This is a genomic window from Streptomyces sp. MAI_2237 (assembly GCF_054189285.1).
Genome location: NZ_JAJPGQ010000002.1, coordinates 53,716 through 72,514 on the forward strand (window position 1 = coordinate 53,716; position 18,799 = coordinate 72,514).

Annotated in this window: 16 protein-coding genes, 2 pseudogenes and 1 riboswitch; of the genes and pseudogenes, 5 read left to right on the forward strand and 13 right to left on the reverse strand. The window is 71.1% G+C overall.

Annotated features, from left to right (window positions below):
* Nucleotides 1–53: 53 nt before the first annotated feature.
* Nucleotides 54–1,196, reverse strand: a complete 1,143-nt coding sequence (locus LN251_RS05065) for a glycosyltransferase family 4 protein (protein WP_458243301.1) — start codon at nt 1,194–1,196, stop codon at nt 54–56.
* Nucleotides 1,197–1,337: 141 nt separating this feature from the next.
* On the opposite strand from LN251_RS05065, the gene LN251_RS05070 reads away from it, so the two are divergent.
* The gene (locus LN251_RS05070) at nt 1,338–2,576 is read left to right on the forward strand and encodes a glycosyltransferase 87 family protein (protein WP_458243302.1); all 1,239 of its coding nucleotides are present in this window, start codon (nt 1,338–1,340) and stop codon (nt 2,574–2,576) included.
* Between the two features lie 59 nt (nt 2,577–2,635).
* On the opposite strand, the gene LN251_RS05075 is transcribed toward LN251_RS05070, so the two are convergent.
* The gene (locus tag LN251_RS05075; RefSeq protein WP_458243303.1) at nt 2,636–4,015 is read right to left on the reverse strand and encodes an MATE family efflux transporter; all 1,380 of its coding nucleotides are present in this window, start codon (nt 4,013–4,015) and stop codon (nt 2,636–2,638) included.
* A 93-nt stretch (nt 4,016–4,108) separates the two neighbouring features.
* Here LN251_RS05075 and LN251_RS05080 point away from each other — a divergent pair, with 93 nt between their 5' ends.
* Nucleotides 4,109–4,639 (forward strand): PadR family transcriptional regulator, encoded by a 531-nt coding sequence (locus tag LN251_RS05080; protein ID WP_458244130.1) that lies wholly within the window; start codon nt 4,109–4,111, stop codon nt 4,637–4,639.
* Between the two features lie 12 nt (nt 4,640–4,651).
* Here LN251_RS05080 and LN251_RS05085 read toward each other — a convergent pair whose 3' ends face one another.
* The 5 genes from LN251_RS05085 to LN251_RS05105 form a co-directional block, all read right to left on the reverse strand.
* Entirely contained in the window at nt 4,652–5,842 is a 1,191-nt protein-coding gene (locus LN251_RS05085; RefSeq protein WP_458243304.1) for a hypothetical protein, read from the reverse strand.
* Between the two features lie 32 nt (nt 5,843–5,874).
* Nucleotides 5,875–6,891, reverse strand: a complete 1,017-nt coding sequence (locus tag LN251_RS05090; protein ID WP_458243305.1) for an NlpC/P60 family protein — start codon at nt 6,889–6,891, stop codon at nt 5,875–5,877.
* 226 nt (nt 6,892–7,117) lie between these two features.
* Nucleotides 7,118–8,152, reverse strand: coding sequence for an NlpC/P60 family protein (locus LN251_RS05095; protein ID WP_458243306.1), 1,035 nt, complete (start codon nt 8,150–8,152; stop codon nt 7,118–7,120).
* Nucleotides 8,153–8,362: 210 nt separating this feature from the next.
* Entirely contained in the window at nt 8,363–9,706 is a 1,344-nt protein-coding gene (locus LN251_RS05100; RefSeq protein WP_458243307.1) for an NYN domain-containing protein, read from the reverse strand.
* Between the two features lie 36 nt (nt 9,707–9,742).
* Nucleotides 9,743–9,982 carry a hypothetical protein gene (locus LN251_RS05105; protein WP_189781655.1) on the reverse strand — a complete coding sequence of 80 codons (240 nt, stop codon included), beginning with the start codon at nt 9,980–9,982 and terminating at the stop codon, nt 9,743–9,745.
* Nucleotides 9,983–10,135: 153 nt separating this feature from the next.
* On the opposite strand from LN251_RS05105, the gene LN251_RS05110 reads away from it, so the two are divergent.
* Together LN251_RS05110 and LN251_RS05115 are read left to right on the forward strand one after the other, a co-directional pair.
* Nucleotides 10,136–10,870 carry a rhomboid family intramembrane serine protease gene (locus LN251_RS05110; RefSeq protein ID WP_458243308.1) on the forward strand — a complete coding sequence of 245 codons (735 nt, stop codon included), beginning with the start codon at nt 10,136–10,138 and terminating at the stop codon, nt 10,868–10,870.
* A complete protein-coding gene (locus LN251_RS05115) occupies nt 10,867–11,148 on the forward strand; it encodes an Lrp/AsnC family transcriptional regulator (RefSeq protein WP_058925786.1) in 282 nt (93 codons plus the stop codon). The genes LN251_RS05110 and LN251_RS05115 overlap by 4 nt, the downstream gene beginning before the upstream one ends.
* A 19-nt stretch (nt 11,149–11,167) precedes the next feature.
* On the opposite strand, the gene LN251_RS05120 is transcribed toward LN251_RS05115, so the two are convergent.
* From LN251_RS05120 to ctaE, 6 genes and pseudogenes are all read right to left on the reverse strand, one after another.
* Complete coding sequence (locus LN251_RS05120; RefSeq protein WP_458243309.1) at nt 11,168–12,529, reverse strand: aminotransferase class V-fold PLP-dependent enzyme; 1,362 nt, start codon at nt 12,527–12,529, stop codon at nt 11,168–11,170.
* Between the two features lie 121 nt (nt 12,530–12,650).
* Nucleotides 12,651–12,767, reverse strand: a riboswitch (SAM riboswitch).
* Nucleotides 12,768–12,844: 77 nt separating this feature from the next.
* On the reverse strand, nt 12,845–13,909 hold the full coding sequence (gene trpD / locus LN251_RS05125) for an anthranilate phosphoribosyltransferase (RefSeq protein ID WP_458243310.1): 1,065 nt from the start codon (nt 13,907–13,909) through the stop codon (nt 12,845–12,847).
* Between the two features lie 138 nt (nt 13,910–14,047).
* Nucleotides 14,048–15,683, reverse strand: a pseudogene (qcrB, locus tag LN251_RS05130) (cytochrome bc1 complex cytochrome b subunit).
* Nucleotides 15,680–16,736, reverse strand: a pseudogene (qcrA, locus tag LN251_RS05135) (cytochrome bc1 complex Rieske iron-sulfur subunit). The pseudogenes qcrB and qcrA overlap by 4 nt, the downstream one beginning before the upstream one ends.
* On the reverse strand, nt 16,733–17,542 hold the full coding sequence (gene qcrC / locus LN251_RS05140) for a cytochrome bc1 complex diheme cytochrome c subunit (protein WP_458243311.1): 810 nt from the start codon (nt 17,540–17,542) through the stop codon (nt 16,733–16,735). Before qcrC ends, qcrA begins: the two are co-directional and overlap by 4 nt.
* Before the next feature lie 79 nt (nt 17,543–17,621).
* Entirely contained in the window at nt 17,622–18,242 is a 621-nt protein-coding gene (gene ctaE / locus LN251_RS05145; protein ID WP_058925780.1) for an aa3-type cytochrome oxidase subunit III, read from the reverse strand.
* A 145-nt stretch (nt 18,243–18,387) separates the two neighbouring features.
* On the opposite strand from ctaE, the gene LN251_RS05150 reads away from it, so the two are divergent.
* Complete coding sequence (locus LN251_RS05150) at nt 18,388–18,792, forward strand: hypothetical protein (RefSeq protein ID WP_458243312.1); 405 nt, start codon at nt 18,388–18,390, stop codon at nt 18,790–18,792.
* The last annotated feature ends 7 nt before the right edge of the window (nt 18,793–18,799 follow it).

Below are 18,799 nucleotides of genomic sequence, written 5' to 3' on the forward strand. Positions count from 1 at the left end.
GTTTTGCTGTCATGCGCGCAGCATGGGCGGATTATCGGGTTCCGGCCAGGGCTCTACAGCAGCGTCTTCAACTTTTCCGCGAGCAGGTCCCAGCGCCACTTCTCCTCCACCCACTCGCGCCCCCGCTCCCCCATCCGGCGCCTGAGTTCCGCGTCCCCGAGGAGGACGACGATCCGCTCGGCCGCCTCCTCCGCGGAGCCGCCGCGCACCACCCAGCCGGTCTCGCCGTCGAGCACGGCGTCGGGGGCGCCGCCCGAGTCGCCGGCGACCACCGGAAGGCCGGTCGCCGACGCCTCCAGGTAGACGATCCCGAGCCCCTCGACGTCGAGGCCGCCGCGCCGGGTCCGGCAGGGCATGGCGAACACGTCCCCGGCGCCATAGTGCGCGGGCAGCTCGGACCAGGGCACGGCGCCGGTGAACCGCACGGAGCCGGCGACGCCGGTCTCCTCGGCCAGCCTGCGCAGGTCCTTCTCGTAGGGGCCGCCGCCGACGATCAGCAGCACCGCCGCCGGCTCGGCGGCCAGGATGCGGGGCATCGCGAGGATGAGGGTGTCCTGGCCCTTGCGCGGCACCAGCCGGGACACGCACACGACCACCGGCCGGTCGGTCAGTCCCAGCCGGGCCCGTACGGCGTCCCCGCCCGAGGCCGGGTGGAAGACCTTCTCGTCGACGCCCGGCGGCAGCTGCACCATCCGGCCGGCCGCCGCGGGCGTCAGGGCGGAGGCGATCCGCGAGCGCGTGTACTCGCCGAGGTAGGTGACGGTGTCCGTCGCCTCCCCGATCCGGCGCAGCAGCTGCCGTGCGGCGGGCAGCTGGGCCCAGCCCGCCTCGTGCCCGTGGGTGGTGGCCACCAGCCGCTCGGCACCGGCCTTCCTGAGCGCCGGTGCCATCAGCCCGAGCGGCGCCGCCGCCCCGAACCACACCGACGTGCAGCCGTGCTCCCGCAGCAGTCCGACCGCCGTACGCGTCGCCGCGGGCGTCGGCAGCAGCATCGTCGTACGGTCGCGTACGACGGTGAAGGGCTGCTCGGCGTCGAAGGCGGCGGTCGCCTCGACGCCCTCCCTGCTCCGCTTCCACGTGGACGCGTAGACGACCAGCCGCTCGGGGTCGAGCCGCAGCGCCATGTTGTGCAGGAACGCCTGGATGCCGCCGGGGCGGGGCGGGAAGTCGTTCGTCACGATCAGGGTCTTGCGCACGCCGCCGACCCTATCCAAAGGCCGCCGCGCCGGCCGGTCCGGCCCGTCCGCTCGGCCGCGCGCGGCCACGTGTGTGGCACGCACACAGCTGGGCAGGACATCATGTTCCCCTCAAGACGATGCGGACAGGCAGGGGCTCAGGTGGACGGTACGGGTGCGAGGCGGTCTTTTGCGGGCCTGCTGATGACCTGGGGTCTGACCAGGCTGCCGCTGCTGTTGTGGGTGTTCAAGGTGTGGGTCTTCCCGGGCCCCGACGTCACCAGCGACGTCTCCGTGATCTACCAGGGCTGGTACGACGTCCTGCGGACCGGAACGTTCCCGCTGGGCGACGTCACCTGGCAGTACCCGCCCGCCGCCGCCCTGGCGGTCCTCTCCCCCGCGCTGCTGCCGTTCCTGCGGTACGCGCAGGCCTTCTTCGTCCTGGCCTGCCTCGCCGACCTGGTGGTGCTGTGCCTGCTCGCGTACGCGGGCAGGCGCCCCGGCAGGACGCTGCGCGGGGCCTGGGTGTGGGTGGTGGGCGTGCCGCTGCTCGGACCGACCGTGTACGCCCGCTACGACGTCATGGTGACCGCGGTGGCCGTGGCGGCGCTGCTCGCCGGGGCCCGGCATCCGCGGGCGGCGGGCGTGCTGGTGGGCTTCGGGGCGATGCTGAAGGTGTGGCCGGCGGTGCTGCTGCTCGGCGTCCGCAGGCGCAGCACCTGGGGCTGGGCCGCGGGCACCGTCGCCGTGCTGGCGGGGCTGTTCGCGATGTTCATGCCGGGCGCGTTCGAGTTCCTGACCTTCCAGAAGAACCGGGGCACCGAGGTCGAGTCGCTCGGCTCGCTGGTCGTCCACGTCGCGCGCCGCTTCGGCTCCTGGGACGGGCAGGTGCTGCTCAACTACGGCTCCATCGAGTTCCTCGGCCCGTGGGTCACGGCCATCAGCACCGGCGCCCTGTTCCTCACCGGCGTCGCCTTCGGCTGGCTGGTGCTGTGGCGGCTGACGGCGACCCGCTTCCTGCCGCACACGCTCGCCGACGCGGCGTTCGTGGCGGTGCTGATGTTCACCGTCACCAGCCGGGTGATCAGCCCCCAGTACATGGTGTGGCTGGTCGGCACGGCCGCCGTCTGCCTGTGCTTCCGCGGCAGCCGGATGCGCGCGCCCGTCCTCCTCGCGCTCGCCGCGTGCTTCGTGACGGTGCTGGAGTTCCCGCTGTGGTTCCAGCACGTCGTCGCGAGCGACACCCGGGGCATCACCCTGCTGTTGCTGCGCAACGGCCTGCTGGTGCTGGCCGCCGTGCTGGGCGCGCGGGAGCTGTGGCGCTCCACCGTCTCCCGCGAGCCCGTGCCCTCCGTGCCGGCTCAGGCGACCCGCGCGAAGGAGCCCTCGACCCCCGCCTGACCCGGGGGCCGGCGCCAGGGCCCGGTGCCGTTCCCGCGCCGCGGCCACAGCCGCCTCCGTCACGTGGCGGCCCCGTGCGAGGGTGCCGCCGGCTCCCCCGGCTCGACCCGCCCGGCGAAGGCTCCTCGCAGTCGCCCGGAGCCGCTGCCGAGCCGCCGTGCGCCCCGTACGAAGAGCGCCCCCGCCACCGCGCACTGCACCGCCATCGCGAGCGCCAGCGCCAGGCACACGCCGGGCAGGCCGAGCCCCGACAGCCCGTAGGCGAGGGGGAGTTGGAGCGCCGTGCCGAGCAGCGTCACGCGCAGCAGCACCGGTGCTCCCCCGCCGCCCTCGAAGACCCCGCCCAGCGCGATGAAGCAGGCCATCAGCAGCAGGTACGGTCCGACGCAGCGCAGGAACAGCACCCCGGCGTGCGCGACCTCGGGCCCGGCGCCGAAGGCGGCCATGACCCAGGGGCCCGCGGCAGCCAGCAGGACGACGGCGACCCCCGCGACCGCCCCGGAGAGCAGCACGGCCTCCCGCCCGATGGCCCGCCCCTCGTCCCGGCCCGCTCCCCGGGTGTGGGCGGTGTGGATCGACGCCGCCTGCCGCACGGAGTAGAACGCCATGGTGGCGACGTACATGACCTTGTAGGCGATCGCGTAGGCGGCCACCGCCGTCACGCCGAGCCGCGCCACGATGGCGACCAGCACCAGCGCCCCGCCCTGGCGGACGGTGAAGTCGGCGGACATCGGCAGCCCGGTGGTGAGCGTCCGGCGCAGGGCCCTGCCGGTCCCCTCGGCGGGCCGGGCCGAGGCGGCCGTGCGCAGCAGGGCGTCGCGCCGCAGCACGAGCAGCCCGGCCGCCAGCGCCACGCACCGGCACAGCACGGTCGAGGCGGCGGCGCCGCGCACCCCGTAGAGGTGGATCAGGAACGGGTCGCAGACGAGGATCAGCCCGTTGGCGAGCAGCGCCAGCCGCATCGGGGTCCTGGTGTCCCCGGCGCCCTTGAGGATGCCGTCGACGAGGTTCTGCGCGAAGAAGACGGCGATGCCCGGCAGGGAGATCGCGAAGTAGGCGACGGCGAGCGGGACGGCCGCCCCGTCACCTCCGCCCAGCACCAGCCCGGCCAGCGGCTCGCGCAGCAGCAGCCCGGCCACCACGACCGCCGGCGTCACCAGCGCGCACAGCGCCCAGCCGCCGCGCACGGCCGCCCGGACCGCCCCCGGGTCCCGGGCTCCCCTGGCGTGGGCGACCAGCACGGTCGTACCCGAGGCGAACACCAGCGAGACGCCGAGCAGCACGTTCTCGGTGTTGGTCGCGACAGCCACGGCGGCCACGGCCGCGCCGCCGAGCCGGGAGACCCAGACGGTGTTGATGATCCCGGCGGCGACCGTGGCGAGGAGCGAGAAGTAGACCGGGCGGGCGAGAGTGACGAGCTGCCTGCGATGCGCGTTCATGAGACGACCCCCCTCGATACGAGCTACATCGATTAGAGGTAGCTCGATAAGAGGTACCATGGCGTCATCGTGCCCGCAAGGAGGGAAAAGACGTTGCTGGAGCTGTCGATCCTCGGCTTCCTGGCCGAACAGCCGCTGCACGGCTACGAGTTGAAGGAGCGCATCAAGGCGCTGAGCGGCCACGTCCGCCCGGTCAGCGACGGCGCCCTCTACCCGGCCCTCAACCGGCTGGTCGCCTCCGGCAAGCTCGACCAGCACACCGAGCCCGGCGCGAGCGCCGCCCCGCGCCGCATCCTCTCCCTCACCGCGCACGGCCGCGAGGACCTGCTGGAGCGCCTGCGCCACCCCAAGCAGGCGGAGATCACCGACCAGGTCCGCTTCAACACGGTCCTGGCGTTCCTGCGCCACCTGCCCGACCGGCGGGAGCAGGCGGCCGTCCTGCGCCGCAGGCTGGACTTCCTCCAGACCCCGTCCAGCTTCTTCTACGACGGCGAGCGGCCGGTGCGCGCCGAGGAGACGGACGACCTGTTCCGGGAGGGCATGCTACGGGTGGCGCGGGCCACGGGCGAGGCGGAGCGGACCTGGCTGCGGGAGGCCATCGACCGCCTGGAGGAAGGCGGTTGAGAGCACCGCGGCTCAGCCGAGCTCGGTGCGCAGATAGTCCCGCCACTGCTCGGTGAACTTCTCCGGTGTCGTCCCGAGCACCTTCCGCATGGCGCCCTCGACCGACCCGTCGCGCACCTTGTGGTCGCCGACCGCGCGGTAGAACTCCCGGAGCCGCACCTCGCCCCATCGGGCGGCGATCAGCCGGCAGGCCAGCCAGCCGCCCTCGTAGGCCTGGGCGAGCTTGGTCGCGTCGCCGCTGAAGCCGAAGTCCTTGTCGCTCGGCAGCGCCGACGGCACCTGCCCGTCGTCGACCGCGTGCGCCAGCTCGGGCGCCGCCTGCACCGGGGTGCGGCCGGTGCCGAGGTAGCCGATCCAGTCGGCGTACCCCTCGGACAGCCACAGCGGCGTGGCGGGGGTGGTGTGGGCGCGGGTGGCGACATGGGTGGTCTCGTGGGTGAGCACCACCTGCTTGCCGAGGGGGCCGAGGAGGGCGTACGCGTCCGGGTTGACGATGACGCGGTCCGCGGGCGCGCTGGGCGGGCCGCCGACCTCGCCCGTGGTGACCGCCGCGATCCCCCGGTACTGGGAGGCGGGCGAGCCGAGCAGCCCCGCCATGCCCTGCAGCGACTTCGGCGCCTCGACGACGACGCGCCGGGTCCAGTCGGAGCCCCACGCCCCCGACACGGCCGGTACGGCGTGGTCCGCGAGGTCCGCGTACATGTGCAGCTGCTCGCTGGAGCGGCCGGTGCCCAGGACGAGGCTTCGCTTGCCGCGGACGACGGTCACCGCACCCTGGTCCCACAGCTGCTGGGGGGCCTTTACGGCGGGCACGTCCCGGCTCACGGACCACTGCCCGCCCGGGCGCCGGGACAGGGTGAGGGTGCGGCCTACGGTGACGGGGGCGTTGTCGTAGCCGAGGATGCGGTAGCGCAACTCGGCGTCGGCGGTGGCCCCGTCGCCGCCGCGGTGCAGGCCGGTCACCCGGTACGACCAGGAGGCGAGCGGCACCCCGCGCAGGTTCTCGAACCAGCCGAGCGCGCCGGTCCTCAGGAAGGCCGCGCGGTCGCGGTCGAGGACGGCGGTGGAGCGCCGGTCGAGGACGCGCTGCAGGTCGGCCCGGCCGCTGTCGTCGGCCGACTGCCCGGCGCAGGCCGCCAGCCAGACGAGCAGCAGCACCAGCGCCACCGCCCGCCACCTCGACACCCGCCCACGACCAGCCACTTCCCGATCGTAAGGCGGATTCGGCGCCGTGGTCAGACCCTGGTGACGGACGACACCGGCATCATGTTGACGGGGTCGTAGCGCACGGGGGCACCCGGATAGGGCGCGTGGATCACCTGACCGTTGCCGACGTACATCGCCACATGGCTGGAGTCGGACCGGTAGACGACCAGGTCACCGGGTTGTGCCTGGGAGAGCGGCACCTGATGCCCGGCGAACCGCTGCTCCTGCGAGGTGCGCGGCAGATGGACGCCGGCGTGCGCGTACGACCACTGCATCAGGCCCGAGCAGTCGAAGCCGGAGGGGCCGGTGGCGCCCCACACGTACGGCTTGCCGAGCGCGGAGCGGGCCGCGGCGATGGCGGCGGCCGCACGGCCGTCGGGCGGGACGACACCGCTGAGGTCGGGGATGTCGTCGCGGCCGGAGCGGGAGGCCCGGTCGTAGGCGGCACGTTCCGCGTACGGCAGGGAGTTGAGCAGTTCGCGGGCCCTGGCGAGCTTGTGCTCGACCGTCCTCTTGTGCGAGATGACCGCCTTGCGGCTGCGCTCCAGTTCGGCGAGCTTGTGGGCGGCCTCCCCGCGTTCCTGGGCGAGTTGGCGCATCGTGGACTGCAGATCCTTGAGCTGCCCGGCCTGGCGGGCACTGATCCGGTCGAGGACGGAGGCCTTGTCGAGGTAGTCGGCCGGGTCGTCGGAGAAGAGCAGGGCGACGGTCGGGTCGATGCCGCCGGAGCGGTACTGGGCGCCGGCCAGCGAACCGAGCTCCTCCCGCATGGAGTTGACGCGCAGCTGGCGGCGGGCGATCTGGTCCTGCGCGGCGCGCACCTCGCGGCGCAGGGTGTCGACGGTCTCGTCGGCCTTGTCGTAGGCCTGGGTGGCCTTCTCGGCCTCCTCGTAGAGACGGTCCACCTCGGCCCTGGTGTCGTCGTGCGGCGCGGCGTTCGCCGGTACGGCGCCGAGGGCGGCGGCCGCGGCGGACAGGACACACAGAGCGGCGCCGGCGCCCCGGTTGAACCCGGACGACGGTGCAAGGCGGCGATGGGACCCCACGCGACCCGCGCTCCTTCCGTTGGCGACAGGGACTGTCTCCCCGCGCTGCGGGGAAACGCGGCAGACAGTAGCCGCGCGGAAGGGCCCCGGCCAAAGACCTCCACGGCCACGCACAGTGACGCCCCGCCTCTGACGCAGGTCATAGGCGGGGCGTGGGGTCGGCGCAGGTTGCCGTAATTCGCCCGTTCGGGGGTCGTGTTGCGACCCGACCGACGGGGTACCGGCGTCAGATCCGGACGCCGAACTGGAAGGGCATGTTGCCGATCGACTCGTAGCGCACGTTGGTGCCGGTGCGGGGGGCGTGCAGGACCATGCCGTTGCCGGCGTAGAGACCGACGTGGTGCTGGTCGCTGTAGAAGATCACCAGGTCGCCGACCTGGAGCTGGCTCTGGCTGTAGATCCGCGTGCCCGCGTTCGCCTGTTCCTGGGACGTGCGGGGGATGGTGACGCCGGCCTGGGCGTAGGCCCAGGAGGTCAGGCCCGAGCAGTCGTAGGCGGCGGTGCCGGTGGCGCCGTAGGAGTACGGCTTGCCGATCTGGGTCTGGGCGGCGTGGAAGGCGGCGAGGGCCCGGCCGGAGGCGGCCGGCGTGTTGCCGAGGTCCACCCGCTCGCTCGCGCTGCGGCTGGCCCGCTGGTCCGCGGCGGCGAGGGCGGCGCGCTCGGCGGCGGTCAGGGAGTTGAGCAGCTTCTGCGCCTGGGCGAGCTTGCCCTGGACGTCCTTCTTCTGCGCGGCGAACGCGGCGCGGGTGGCGGCGAGGTCCTTGAGCTTGTCGGAGGCCTCGGAGCGCTGCTGCGCGAGCTCGCGCTGCTTCTCCTGGATCTTCTTCAGCGCGTCGACCTGCTGGGCGCTGAGCTGGTCCATGGTGGACGCCTTGTCCAGGTAGTCGTCGGGGTTCGACGACAGGAACAGCTGGACGGAGGAGTCGATGCTGCCGGTGCGGTACTGCGCGGCGGCCGCCATGCCTATGGAGTCACGGAGCTCGTTGAGCTCCTCCTGGCCGCGGGCCACGTTGTCCTGGATGGTGGAGATCTCCTTCTGGAGCTTCTCCTGCTTCTCCTTGGCGCCGTTGAGCTTCTCGGTGGCCTGCTCGGCCTGCTCGTAGAGCTTGTCGACCTTCGCCTTGACCTCGTCCTTGGAGGGCTTCTCGCTCGGCGCCGCGTTGGCGGCGTTGGCGCTGAAGGCTACGGCTGCAGCGGCTGCGGTGGTGAGCACGGTCACGCGCGCTCGGCTCGGCTGCTTGGGTCGACGGTGGGACGCCACGGAGGTGAACTCCTTCTTTTGAGTGATCACCCGCTCGGAGGTTCGAGGCCAGACCCTAGTGACCTACTCGTGATCAGTTCAAATCCTCAGGAGCAAAATCTCGTCACGGCATGCATTCTTTACACACAACTCACATGCAGTGATGCGCGGTTGACACTACGTTGCGTGACGATACCGCCAATTCGGTCATTGAGACCGCAACTTCGACCTTCAGGACAGCCGCCGCAGAAGCATGGCAGACGCGACCGGCCGGGCGCCTGCCCGGGCCACCCCGTCGGCGACCTCCCGGTCGGTGGAGGCGACGATGACCGGCCGTCCCGGCGGCTCGGCGCGCACCAGCTGCCGGATCAACTCGTCGGCGGTGACACCCGGTTTGGAGAACAGCACCCGCACGCCCCGCGGCGGCGCCAGCAGCACGGGAGCGGCCAGCTCGGCCCCGTCGAAGACGCAGGTCACCTCGGCACCGGTCTGCGCGGCCAGCTGCGAGAGCTGCCCCAGCAGCCGCAGGCGCTGCTTCTCCAGCGGCATCTGGGGATAGCCGGTCTTGGTCACGTTGTAGCCGTCGACCACCAAGTGCGCCTGTGGCAGGGCCAGGAGCTGGTCGAGAACGGCCGGATCGTGCTCGGACAGGGCGCGCGCGGCGATGTCCTTCGGGGTCATTCGTCCCGGTTCGACCGCGTCCACGGTTTCCGCGGGCCGCACGGACACCGGAGGCAGGGCCAGTTCACGCCGCAGACCCTGCGCCGCGTCCAGAACGGTGTCCAGAAGCAGACGGACGCGCATGTCCTCGACACTGCGCCCCTCCCGCGCTGCTTTGCGCGTGGCCTCCAGGGCCGCCTCGGCCTCCCCGAGCCGCGCCTTGAGCCGCCGGGCCTCGGTCTCGGCGAGGGACACCTGCGCCTGCCCCTCGGCGCGCGCGGCCTCCATCTCGCCCTGCACCTTGCGCAGGGCGGCCTCGCCGCGCTTGACGTCGCTGAGGGCGGCCCGCAGCTTGCGGTGAAGCGATTCCGCTTCCTTCTTGGCGGACTCCAGCTCCAGGCGCAGCCGCTCGGTCTCGGCGCGCGTCTGGTCGCGGGCGGCGGCGAGCTCCTCGCGCAGCCGCTCCAGCTCGGCCCGGCTCTCCTCGTCGGCGCGCTCGGCGTCGGCCCGCTGGGCCTCCTCGCCGGCCGCGGTCACCAGCTTCACCCAGCCCGCGGGGCGCAGCACATAGGCCGCGGCCGCCACGTCGAGCGGATCCGCGGCCGGGGGCGGCGAGCCGGAGTCGAGGGCGCCGGCGAGCTCCGGCTGGGCCTCTCTCAGCTTCTCTCCGATACGCTGCCTGAACAGCGGTTCGGTCTCCAGCGCGGCCGCCATGGCGTTGCCCGCGAACTTGGCCCGCCGGTTCGGGGCGAACCGGGCGTACTGCCTGAGCTGTGCGGGCAGTTCGGCGACGGTCAGCGAGCCGAAGCCGTCGGAGACGATCTGCACGACTCTGCGGCGCACGCCGTCGGGCAGCGGACGGTCGAGCACCTCGGCGGCGCCGTCGCCCGGCCCCCCGCCTTGTGTCTCCACCATCCGTCACACCCCATCACCTGTGCGAGGCCGCTCCGCTCAGGAGTCGGCGCCCGGCCTGTCCACGAGTTCCACCTGATCCACGGCGTTGCACCAGCGGCAGCGCACCGACTCGATGGTCTCACTGACCACCTCGCGCTCCTCGATCTTCGGCTCACCGGCGAGGTCGAGGTGGACGTACTCGACGACCTTCGACGAGCGGGTCACGTCGAAACGCGTGAGGTTGCCGCAGAGGGTGCAGCGCCACCGCGTCGTGGCGGTCGGCAGGGGAACCGTCATCGTGACTGTGCTCTTCCTTCTAGTGTCCGTGACGCGCCAGTTTCCCTGACACGTGTGGCCGTAACCCTAAGGCCTGGCGGCGACCCGCCGCTGGTCCGTCCACGGCGGCGAGGCGGTCTGTGCTGCTGCATCCTGTTACGTCATGCTCTGTCCATGATCGGCAACCGGAGCACGACCGTCAGCAGATCGTTCCGGCGTCCCTCGGCGCCGGTGACCTACGCGCTGATCGCGCTGTGCTGCCTGGTCTTCGTGGCCGGCCCGGCGGCGGGCCTGAATCCCGCCTACGGCTCCGGCGACGCGATCCTCGCCGCGCAGCGCGCCTATTTCCACCGCTGGGGCGTGGTCCCGGCCGAGCTCTTCGCGGGCTCTCCCCGGGCCGCCCTGACGCCCGCCACGGCCCTCTTCGTGCACGGCAGCTGGGTGCACCTGCTGGGCAACATGCTCTTCCTGTTCGTCTTCGGGGTGATGACCGAGGAACGCATGGGCCGCGTGCGGTTCACCGTCTTCTACGTCGCCTGCGGCTACCTGGCCCTGCTGGGGTACGCGGCGGCCAATTCCGCGTCCGGGCAGTCGCTGGTCGGCGCGTCCGGGGCGGTCTCGGCGGTCCTGGGCGCCTTCCTGTACCTCTTCCCCGGGGCCCGGGTCACAAGCCTGCTCCCGTTCCTCTTCTTCCTCCCGCTGCGCTTCCCCGCCTGGGTCGTGCTGCCCTTCTGGGTGAGCCTGCAGTGGCTGGCGGCGGGGCGGGCCCCGCAGGGGCCCGGGGTGGCGTACCTGGCGCACCTGCTGGGCTTCGGGCTGGGCTTCGTCTGCGCGTGGGCGGGTGTGCGCCGTACGACTAAAGTGAGGGCCGCCCCAGCTCCGGCCCCCGAGGGAGAGAACCAGCCGTGATCACCGCGATCGTCCTGATCAAGACCAGCGTGGACCGGATCCCCGAGATCGCCGAGCGGATCGCCGGGCTGGACTCCGTCAGCGAGGTCTTCTCCGTGACCGGCACCTACGACCTGATCGCGATGGTGCGGGTGCGCCGGCACGAGGACCTGGCGGAGGTCATCCCGGGTTCGATCAGCAAGATCCCCGGTGTCGAGGCCACGGACACGCACGTCGCGTTCCGCACCTACTCCCAGCACGACCTGGAGGCGGCGTTCGCGATCGGCCTCGACTCCTGAGCGCCGTCCGCCGACCCGGTCAGACCGCCGGCACGCAGCGGCCGTCCTGCGTCCGGTAGGTCCACTTCGCGCCGGCGCTCACCAGTTCCTTCACGGCGCCGACGAAGCGCTCCACGTGCTCGTCCGGGGTGCCCGCGCCGAAGCTCACCCGGATCGCGTTCAAGGACTTCTCCCCAGGCGCGGCCTCGGGAGCGCCGCACTCGCCCTGCGCCCGGGGGGCGGAGCCGAGCAGGGTGCGGACCAGGGGGTGGGCGCAGAAGAGGCCGTCGCGGACACCGATGCCGTACTCGGCGGAGAGGGCGGCGGCGAAGTGGGAGCTGTTCCAGCCCTCGACGACGAAGGAGATGACGCCGACCCGCTCGGCGTCGTCGCCGAAGAGGGAGAGCACCTTCACCTGCGGGACCTCGGCCAGTCCCGCCCGCACCCTGCCGATCAGGTGCCGCTCGCGGGCCACCAGGGAGTCGAAGCCGGCCTCCGTGAGGGCCTTGCAGGCCGACGCGACGGCGTAGGCGCCGATGACGTTCGGGGAGCCGGCCTCGTGGCGGGCCGCGCTCTCGTGCCACTCCACATCCACTCCCCCGTCCTCGCGCCGGGTGACCTTGCGGCTGGCGCCGCCGCCCGCGAGGTAGGGGTCGGCCTCGCGCAGCCAGTCGGCACGGCCGGCCAGCACCCCCGCCCCGAACGGGGCGTACAGCTTGTGGCCGGAGAAGGCGACCCAATCGACGTCCAGGTCACGGACGGAGACGGGGTGGTGCGGGGCGAGCTGGGCGGCGTCCAGGACGATGCGGGCGCCGTGCGCGTGGGCCGCCGCGGCCAGCTCGCGCACCGGCCACAGCTCCCCGGTGACGTTCGAGGCGCCGGTGACGCAGACCAGGGCCGGGCCGCGCGGGTCGCGCTCGGCGAGGGCGCGCTCCAGGGTCGTCACGGCCTGGGCCGGGGTGCGCGGGGCGTCGAGGTAGGTGACGTGGGCGTCCTGCCAGGGCAGCAGGCTCGCGTGGTGCTCGGTCTCGAAGACGAAGACCCGGCAGTCGGCGGGCAGCGCGCGGGCGAGGAGGTTGAGGGAGTCCGTCGTCGAGCGGGTGAAGACCACCTGGTCGTCGGCGCGGCAGTCGAGGAACTCGGCGACGGTCCGGCGGGCGTTCTCGAAGAGGTCGGTGGACAGCTGGGAGAGGTAGCCGGCACCGCGGTGGACGCTGCCGTAGTACGGGGCGTAGGCCGCGACGTCGTCCCAGACGCGCTGGAGGGCGGGCGCGCTGGCGGCGTAGTCGAGCGCCGCGTAGGTCACCTCGCCACCGGTGACGAGCGGGACGGTGACATCCCTGCCCAGAACGGGCAGATGGGTGCAAACGGTCTGGGTGGAGGCAGCGGTGGAGACGGACATGGGAAACTCCCGTGACAAGAGAAGAGTGAAAAGGGGCGTGCGGAGGCGGGGCTCGGCGCCCTATCGCATTCGCTTGCTCACGGAAGACTCCCTCGGAGACCAGGACCCCTGGTGTGCGAGGGGTCCGCGCTTGCCGTAGACCTCAGTGCCTACGGCCTGGTCCTCACCCGGGGCACCCCGCCACGGACGGAGGGTTGCCGGACAGTCGGCCGGGGCCTCATGACTGTCACTCATGACCTGGTACAGGAACGTACGGGAAGTGATCGCGGTCCCGCAACCCGTGTCCGGATGACGGGACCGCGCTCGGCACCCGTCCTAGGCGTTGCTGGCCGCCACCCAGCGCTCCAGTGCCCGCTTGGCCGCGCCGGAGTCGATGGACTCGGCGGCCTTCGCCATGCCGGCCCTCAGCTGGTCGGCCAGGGGGGCCTCCGTCGGCTCGAGCGCCACCAGGGCGGCCGCCGAGTTCAGCAGGACGGCGTCCCGTACGGGGCCCTTCTCGCCGTCGAGCAGCCGCCGGGCGACCTCCGCGTTGTACGACGGGTCCCCGCCCCGCAGCGCCTCCACCGGCACCAGGTCGAGGCCGACGTCACGGGGGTCGAAGGACTCCTCGGTGACCTTGCCGTCCCGGACGATCCACACGCGCGACGTGGCCGTCGTCGTCAGCTCGTCGAGACCGTCGTCGCCGCGGAAGACCAGGGAGGAGTTGCCGCGCTCGGCGAAGACCCCGGCCACGATCGGCGCCATGCGCGGATCGGCCACGCCCACCGCCTGCGCCCGCACCTTGGCGGGGTTGGTCAGCGGGCCGAGCGCGTTGAACACCGTGCGGATGCCCAACTGGCCGCGGGCGGCGCCCACATGGCGCAGCGCCGGATGGAACTTGATGGCGAAGCAGAAGGTGATCCCAGCCTCCTGGGCGACCTCGGGGACCCGCTTCACGGGCAGCTCCAGGTTGACGCCCAGCTTCTCCAGGACGTCGGACGCCCCGGACGCCGAGGACGCGGCGCGGTTGCCGTGCTTGACCACCCGCGCGCCGGTGCCCGCGACGACGATCGACGACATGGTGGAGATGTTCACCGTCTTCGCGCCGTCGCCGCCGGTGCCGACGATGTCCACGGTCGGGCCCGGCACCTCGATGACGTTCGCGTGTTCGTACATCGTGCGGACCAGGCCGTTGATCTCCTCGACCGTCTCGCCCTTGGCCCGCATCGCCACCACGAAGCCGGCGATCTGCGCGTCGGTCGCCTCGCCGCGCATCATGAGGTCCATCGCCCAGGCGGTGTCGTCGGTGGACAGGTCCCTGCCGGTCAGCAGGCCGTTCAGCAGCACGGGCCAGGAACGGCCCGCCGCGGTGTCGCCTCCAGCGGGGGTCACAGCGCTCATGGGGCCGCTCCTGATGGTCGTAGACATGTCGTGGATGTGACGCAGTGTGTGCCCACCCTATCCAGGCCGGGGCATCGCGAAGGGCCCCCGTCCGGAGATCGGACGGGGGCCCTCGGGTGCGCGTGGCGAGCGCAGCGATCAGTGGTGGCCGTGGCCGCTCGTGATCTCCTTGTACTCCTCGACGGTCGGCTTCGGAATCTGCGACTCCTCGCCGTAGTACGCCTCGCTGAGCTTGGCGCGCAGCTTCTGGGAGCCCTTGACCTTGCGCTCGACGCCGTTCTCGTCGACCGCCGGGCCGAGCTCGAGCGGCTTGTACTGGTCGTGCGCCGTGAGGGTGTGCAGCGCCTCCTGGCTGAGCGGCTCGTGCACCTCGATGAACTCACCGTGCGGCAGGCGCTTGATGATGCCGGACTCGCGGCCGTGCAGCACCTTGTCCTTGTCCCGGCGCTGCAGGCCGAGGCAGATCCGCTTGGTGGCGACGAAGGTGAGCACCGGCACCACGAAGAAGCTGACCCGCACGAACCAGGTGATCGCGTTGATCGACAGGTGGAAGTGCGTGGCCCACAGGTCGTTGCCGCCACCGACGAGCAGGACGAAGTACCAGGAGATCCACGCGGCACCGAACGCGGTACGCGTCGGGGCGTTACGCGGACGGTCCAGGATGTGGTGCTCGCGCCGGTCGCCGGTGACCCAGGCCTCGATGAACGGGTAGACCGCGATCGCGACCAGGACCAGCGGGAAGATCACCAGCGGGATGAACACGCCCAGGACGAGCGTGTGGCCCCAGAGGTTGATCTCCCAGCCCGGCATCGTACGGATCAGGCCCTCGGAGAAGCCCATGTACCAGTCGGGCTGGGCGCCGGTGGACACCTGGTCCGGACGGTAGGGGCCCATGGCCCAGATCGGGTTGATCGAGGCGATCGCCGCGACGGGCCGCGATGACACCGAAGACCAGGAAGAAGAAGCCGCCGGCCTTCGCCATGTACACCGGCAGCAGGGGCATGCCGACGACGTTGTTGTTCGTCTTTCCGGGACCCGCGAACTGCGTGTGCTTGTGGTAGAAGACCAGGATCAGGTGGCCGACCACCAGGCCGAGCATGATGCCCGGCAGCAGCAGGATGTGGATCGAGTAGAAGCGGGCCACGAAGTCGCCGCCCGGGAACTCGCCGCCGAAGAGGAAGAACGACAGGTACGTGCCGACGACCGGCACGGACAGGATCGCGCCCTCCATGAAGCGGACACCGGTGCCGGAGAGCAGGTCGTCCGGGAGCGAGTAGCCGGTGAAGCCGGTGAACATGCCCAGGACGAACAGCAGGAAGCCGAACAGCCAGTTGACCTCACGCGGCTTGCGGAACGCGCCGGTGAAGAACACGCGCATCATGTGCACGAACATGCCCGCGAGGAAGATCAGCGCGGCCCAGTGGTGGATCTGCCGGATCAGCAGACCACCGCGCACATCGAAGGAGATGTGCAGGGTCGAGTTGAACGCCTCGGACATCATCTGGCCCTGCAGCGGGATGTAGCTGCCGTGGTACTCCACCTCGTTCATCGACGGGTGGAAGAACAGCGTCAGGTACACACCCGTGAGGATGATGATGATGAAGCTGTAGAGGCAGACCTCACCCAGCATGAACGACCAGTGGTCGGGGAAGATCTTGCGCATGTTGGACTTGGCCAGGGAGTAGATCCCCAGCCGGCCGTCGGCCCAGTCGGCGACGCGCTCGCCGGCCGGCGCTTTGCCACGCCGGGCCTCGGTGTTTTGGTTGGTGCTCATCCGCGCTCCCAGAAGGCAGGACCGACGGGCTCCTCGAAGTCGCCGAGCGCTTCGAGGTAGCCGTCACTGTTCACGCCGATGCGCAGCTGCGGCAGGGCGTGACCGGCGGGGCCGAAGATCACCCGGGCACCGTCGGAGAGGTCGAAGGTGGACTGGTGGCAGGGGCACAGCACGTGGTGCGTCTGCTGCTCGTACAGGGAGATCGGGCAACCGACGTGGGTGCAGATCTTCGAGTACGCGACGATGCCCTGGTAGGACCAGTCGAGCTCCTGCTTGTCCTTGATGTTCTCCGGCTGGAGCCGGACGATCATCAGGGCCGCCTTGGCGATCTCGGTCTGGAAGTTCTCGTCCTTCTCCTCCAGGCCCTCGGGCTTGGCGAAGGTCAGCGAGCCGACGGCGACGTCGGAGGGACGCAGCGGCTCGTTGGTGTTCATGTTGACGAGGAGCTTGCCCTTGGACCAGAGCGTGTGGCGGAGTTTGGTGCCCGGCAGCGGACCGAGGTCGCGCAGCAGCATGACGCCGGAGAGCGGGAACAGGGCCAGCGCGCCGAACATCGTGTTGCGGATCAGCTTGCGACGGCCGAGCGCGGACTCCTTGGCACCCTGCTTGAAGTCGGCCATGACCTTGGCCTTGACCTCGGGCGAGGCCCTCGATCGGGTGCCGCTCGTCGGCGATCTCCACGTCGGACATCAGGGTGCGGGCCCAGTGGACCGCGCCCGCGCCGATCGCGAACAGGGCCAGACCGAGGGTCAGGCCGAGCGCGAAGTTCAGCGCGTTGATGTGGCCGATCGGGAAGACGTAGATGGCCTTGTCGTGCGGGATCGCCACGTAGGAGGCGATGAAGCCGATCGTGGCCAGCATCGACACCGTGAACAGCATGGCCACCGTGCGCTCGGACCGCCGGGCGGCCCGCTCGTCGATGTCCTGGATCCGGTGCTCGTGGGGCGGCAGGCCGGGATCGGCGAACGGGTCCTTCTCGTCCGCGATGCCTACGGCGCCGTGCGCGTCCTGCTCAGCGGGCAGGTTCTCTTCTGGAATGTCTTGGCTACTCATGACTTCTTGGCCTTTGCGGTCCGAGCGGCGACCCAGACGGCGACCGCGATCAGCGCGCCGAGTCCGAAGATCCAGGCGAACAGGCCCTCGGAGACCGGGCCGAGTCCGCCCAGCTCAAGGCCGCCGGGGCTCTCGGTGTCGTCTCCGTTGACCGCGTTCAGGTACGCGATGATGTCCTTCTTGTTCTGCTCCGACAGCGTGGTGTCGGGGAACGACGGCATGTTCTGCGGGCCGGTCTGCATGGCCTCGTAGATGTGCTTCGGGGCGACACCCTCGAGCGGAGGCGCGTACTTGCCGTGCGTCAGCGCACCGCCCTTGCCGGTGAAGTTGTGGCACTGCGCGCAGTTGGTGCGGAACAGCTCGCCACCCTTGGCGATGTCGGCGCCGTCGGGGCCGTACTGCGCCTTCGTCGGGACGGACGGGCCGGCGCCCAGGGAGGAGATGTACGCGGCCAGCTGGTCGATCTCGGCCTGCGTGTAGATGACCTTCTTCTTCGGGACCTGCGCGCCCGGCTGCTGGGCCGGCATACGGCCGGTGCCGACCTGGAAGTCGACGGCCGCGGCGCCCACACCCACCAGGCTCGGACCGTCGGTGGTGCCCTGACCGCCGGTTCCGTGGCAGGTTGCGCAGCCCACGGAGTAGAGCTTCTTGCCTTCGTCGATGGCAAGGGACTGGGCGGTGTCATCGGCCTGCGCCTTGCTCGCGGGCGCGAACACGGCGTACAGCCCCCCGGTGCATGCCAGCGCGAGGAGTAGGACGACGAGTGCCGCCATCGGATGGCGTCGTCGTGCGGAGAGCTTTTTCACGGATTACCCCGGTGTCAGGATCTTCTGCGTCGATGCTTTTGGGTTGTGCGCCGCGCGGGCGCACGCGGGACGGGCCCCGCTACTTGATCAGGTAGATCGTGGCGAAGAGGCCGATCCACACGACATCGACGAAGTGCCAGTAGTAGGACACGACGATGGCCGCGGTCGCCTGCTCGTGGGTGAACCTCTTGGCCGCGTAGGTGCGGCCGAGGACGAACAGGAAGGCGATGAGGCCGCCTGTCACGTGCATGCCGTGGAAGCCGGTGGTCAGGTAGAACACCGAGCCGTACGGGTCGGAGGACAGGGAGAGCCCGTCCTTCTTCACCAGCTCCGTGTACTCGTAGATCTGACCGCCGATGAAGATCGCACCCATGACGAAGGTGATGATGAACCAGCCCCGGAGCTTCTTCACGTCCCCGCGCTCGGCCGCGAAGACGCCGAGCTGACAGGTCAGTGAGGAGAGCACCAGGATCGTGGTGTTCGTCGCGGAGAACGGAAGGTTGAGATGGCTCGCCATCTCCTTCCAGTGATCCGGACCGGTCACCGATCGCAGGGTGAAGTACATCGCGAAGAGGGCCGCGAAGAACATCAGCTCGGAACTCAGCCAGATGATGGTTCCGACGCTGGTGAGGTTCGGCCGGTTGACCGACGGGTGCGCGTGCCCGGTATCTACTGTCGTTGCTGTCGCCACGACCGACATTATGTCGGTCGCTTATCCCGCCCTCACTCCGGGGGGTGCCGTTCGGAGTGTTGCTGCCGTCAGGACCGGTGTTGACGTGGTGTTGAACGGAGTAACATCCGCCGCAACGGGCCTTTCCGTACGACGCAGACGTCTCGGAGGAACAATGCAGCCGACCGCCACGGTGCTGGTCTACAGCGACGACTCCAACACTCGCGAGCAGGTTCGGCTGGCGACCGGGCGCAGGCCCGCGCCGGACGTCCCGGTGGTGGAGTTCATCGAGTGCGCCACTCCGGCCGCCGTCCTCAGCGAGCTGGACAAGGGCGGCATCGACATCTGCGTCCTGGACGGCGAGGCCGTGCCGATGGGCGGCATGGGCGTGTGCCGGCAGATCAAGGACGAGGTCTTCGACTGCCCGCCCGTGCTGCTGCTGATCGGCCGGCCGCAGGACGCCTGGCTGGCCACGTGGAGCCGCGCGGACGCGGCGGTGACGCTGCCCGTGGACCCCGTGGAGTTCGCCTCGGCCCTCGCCTCCCTGATGCGCGGCAGGAGCCTGAGGCAGAGCGCCTAGGGGCCCG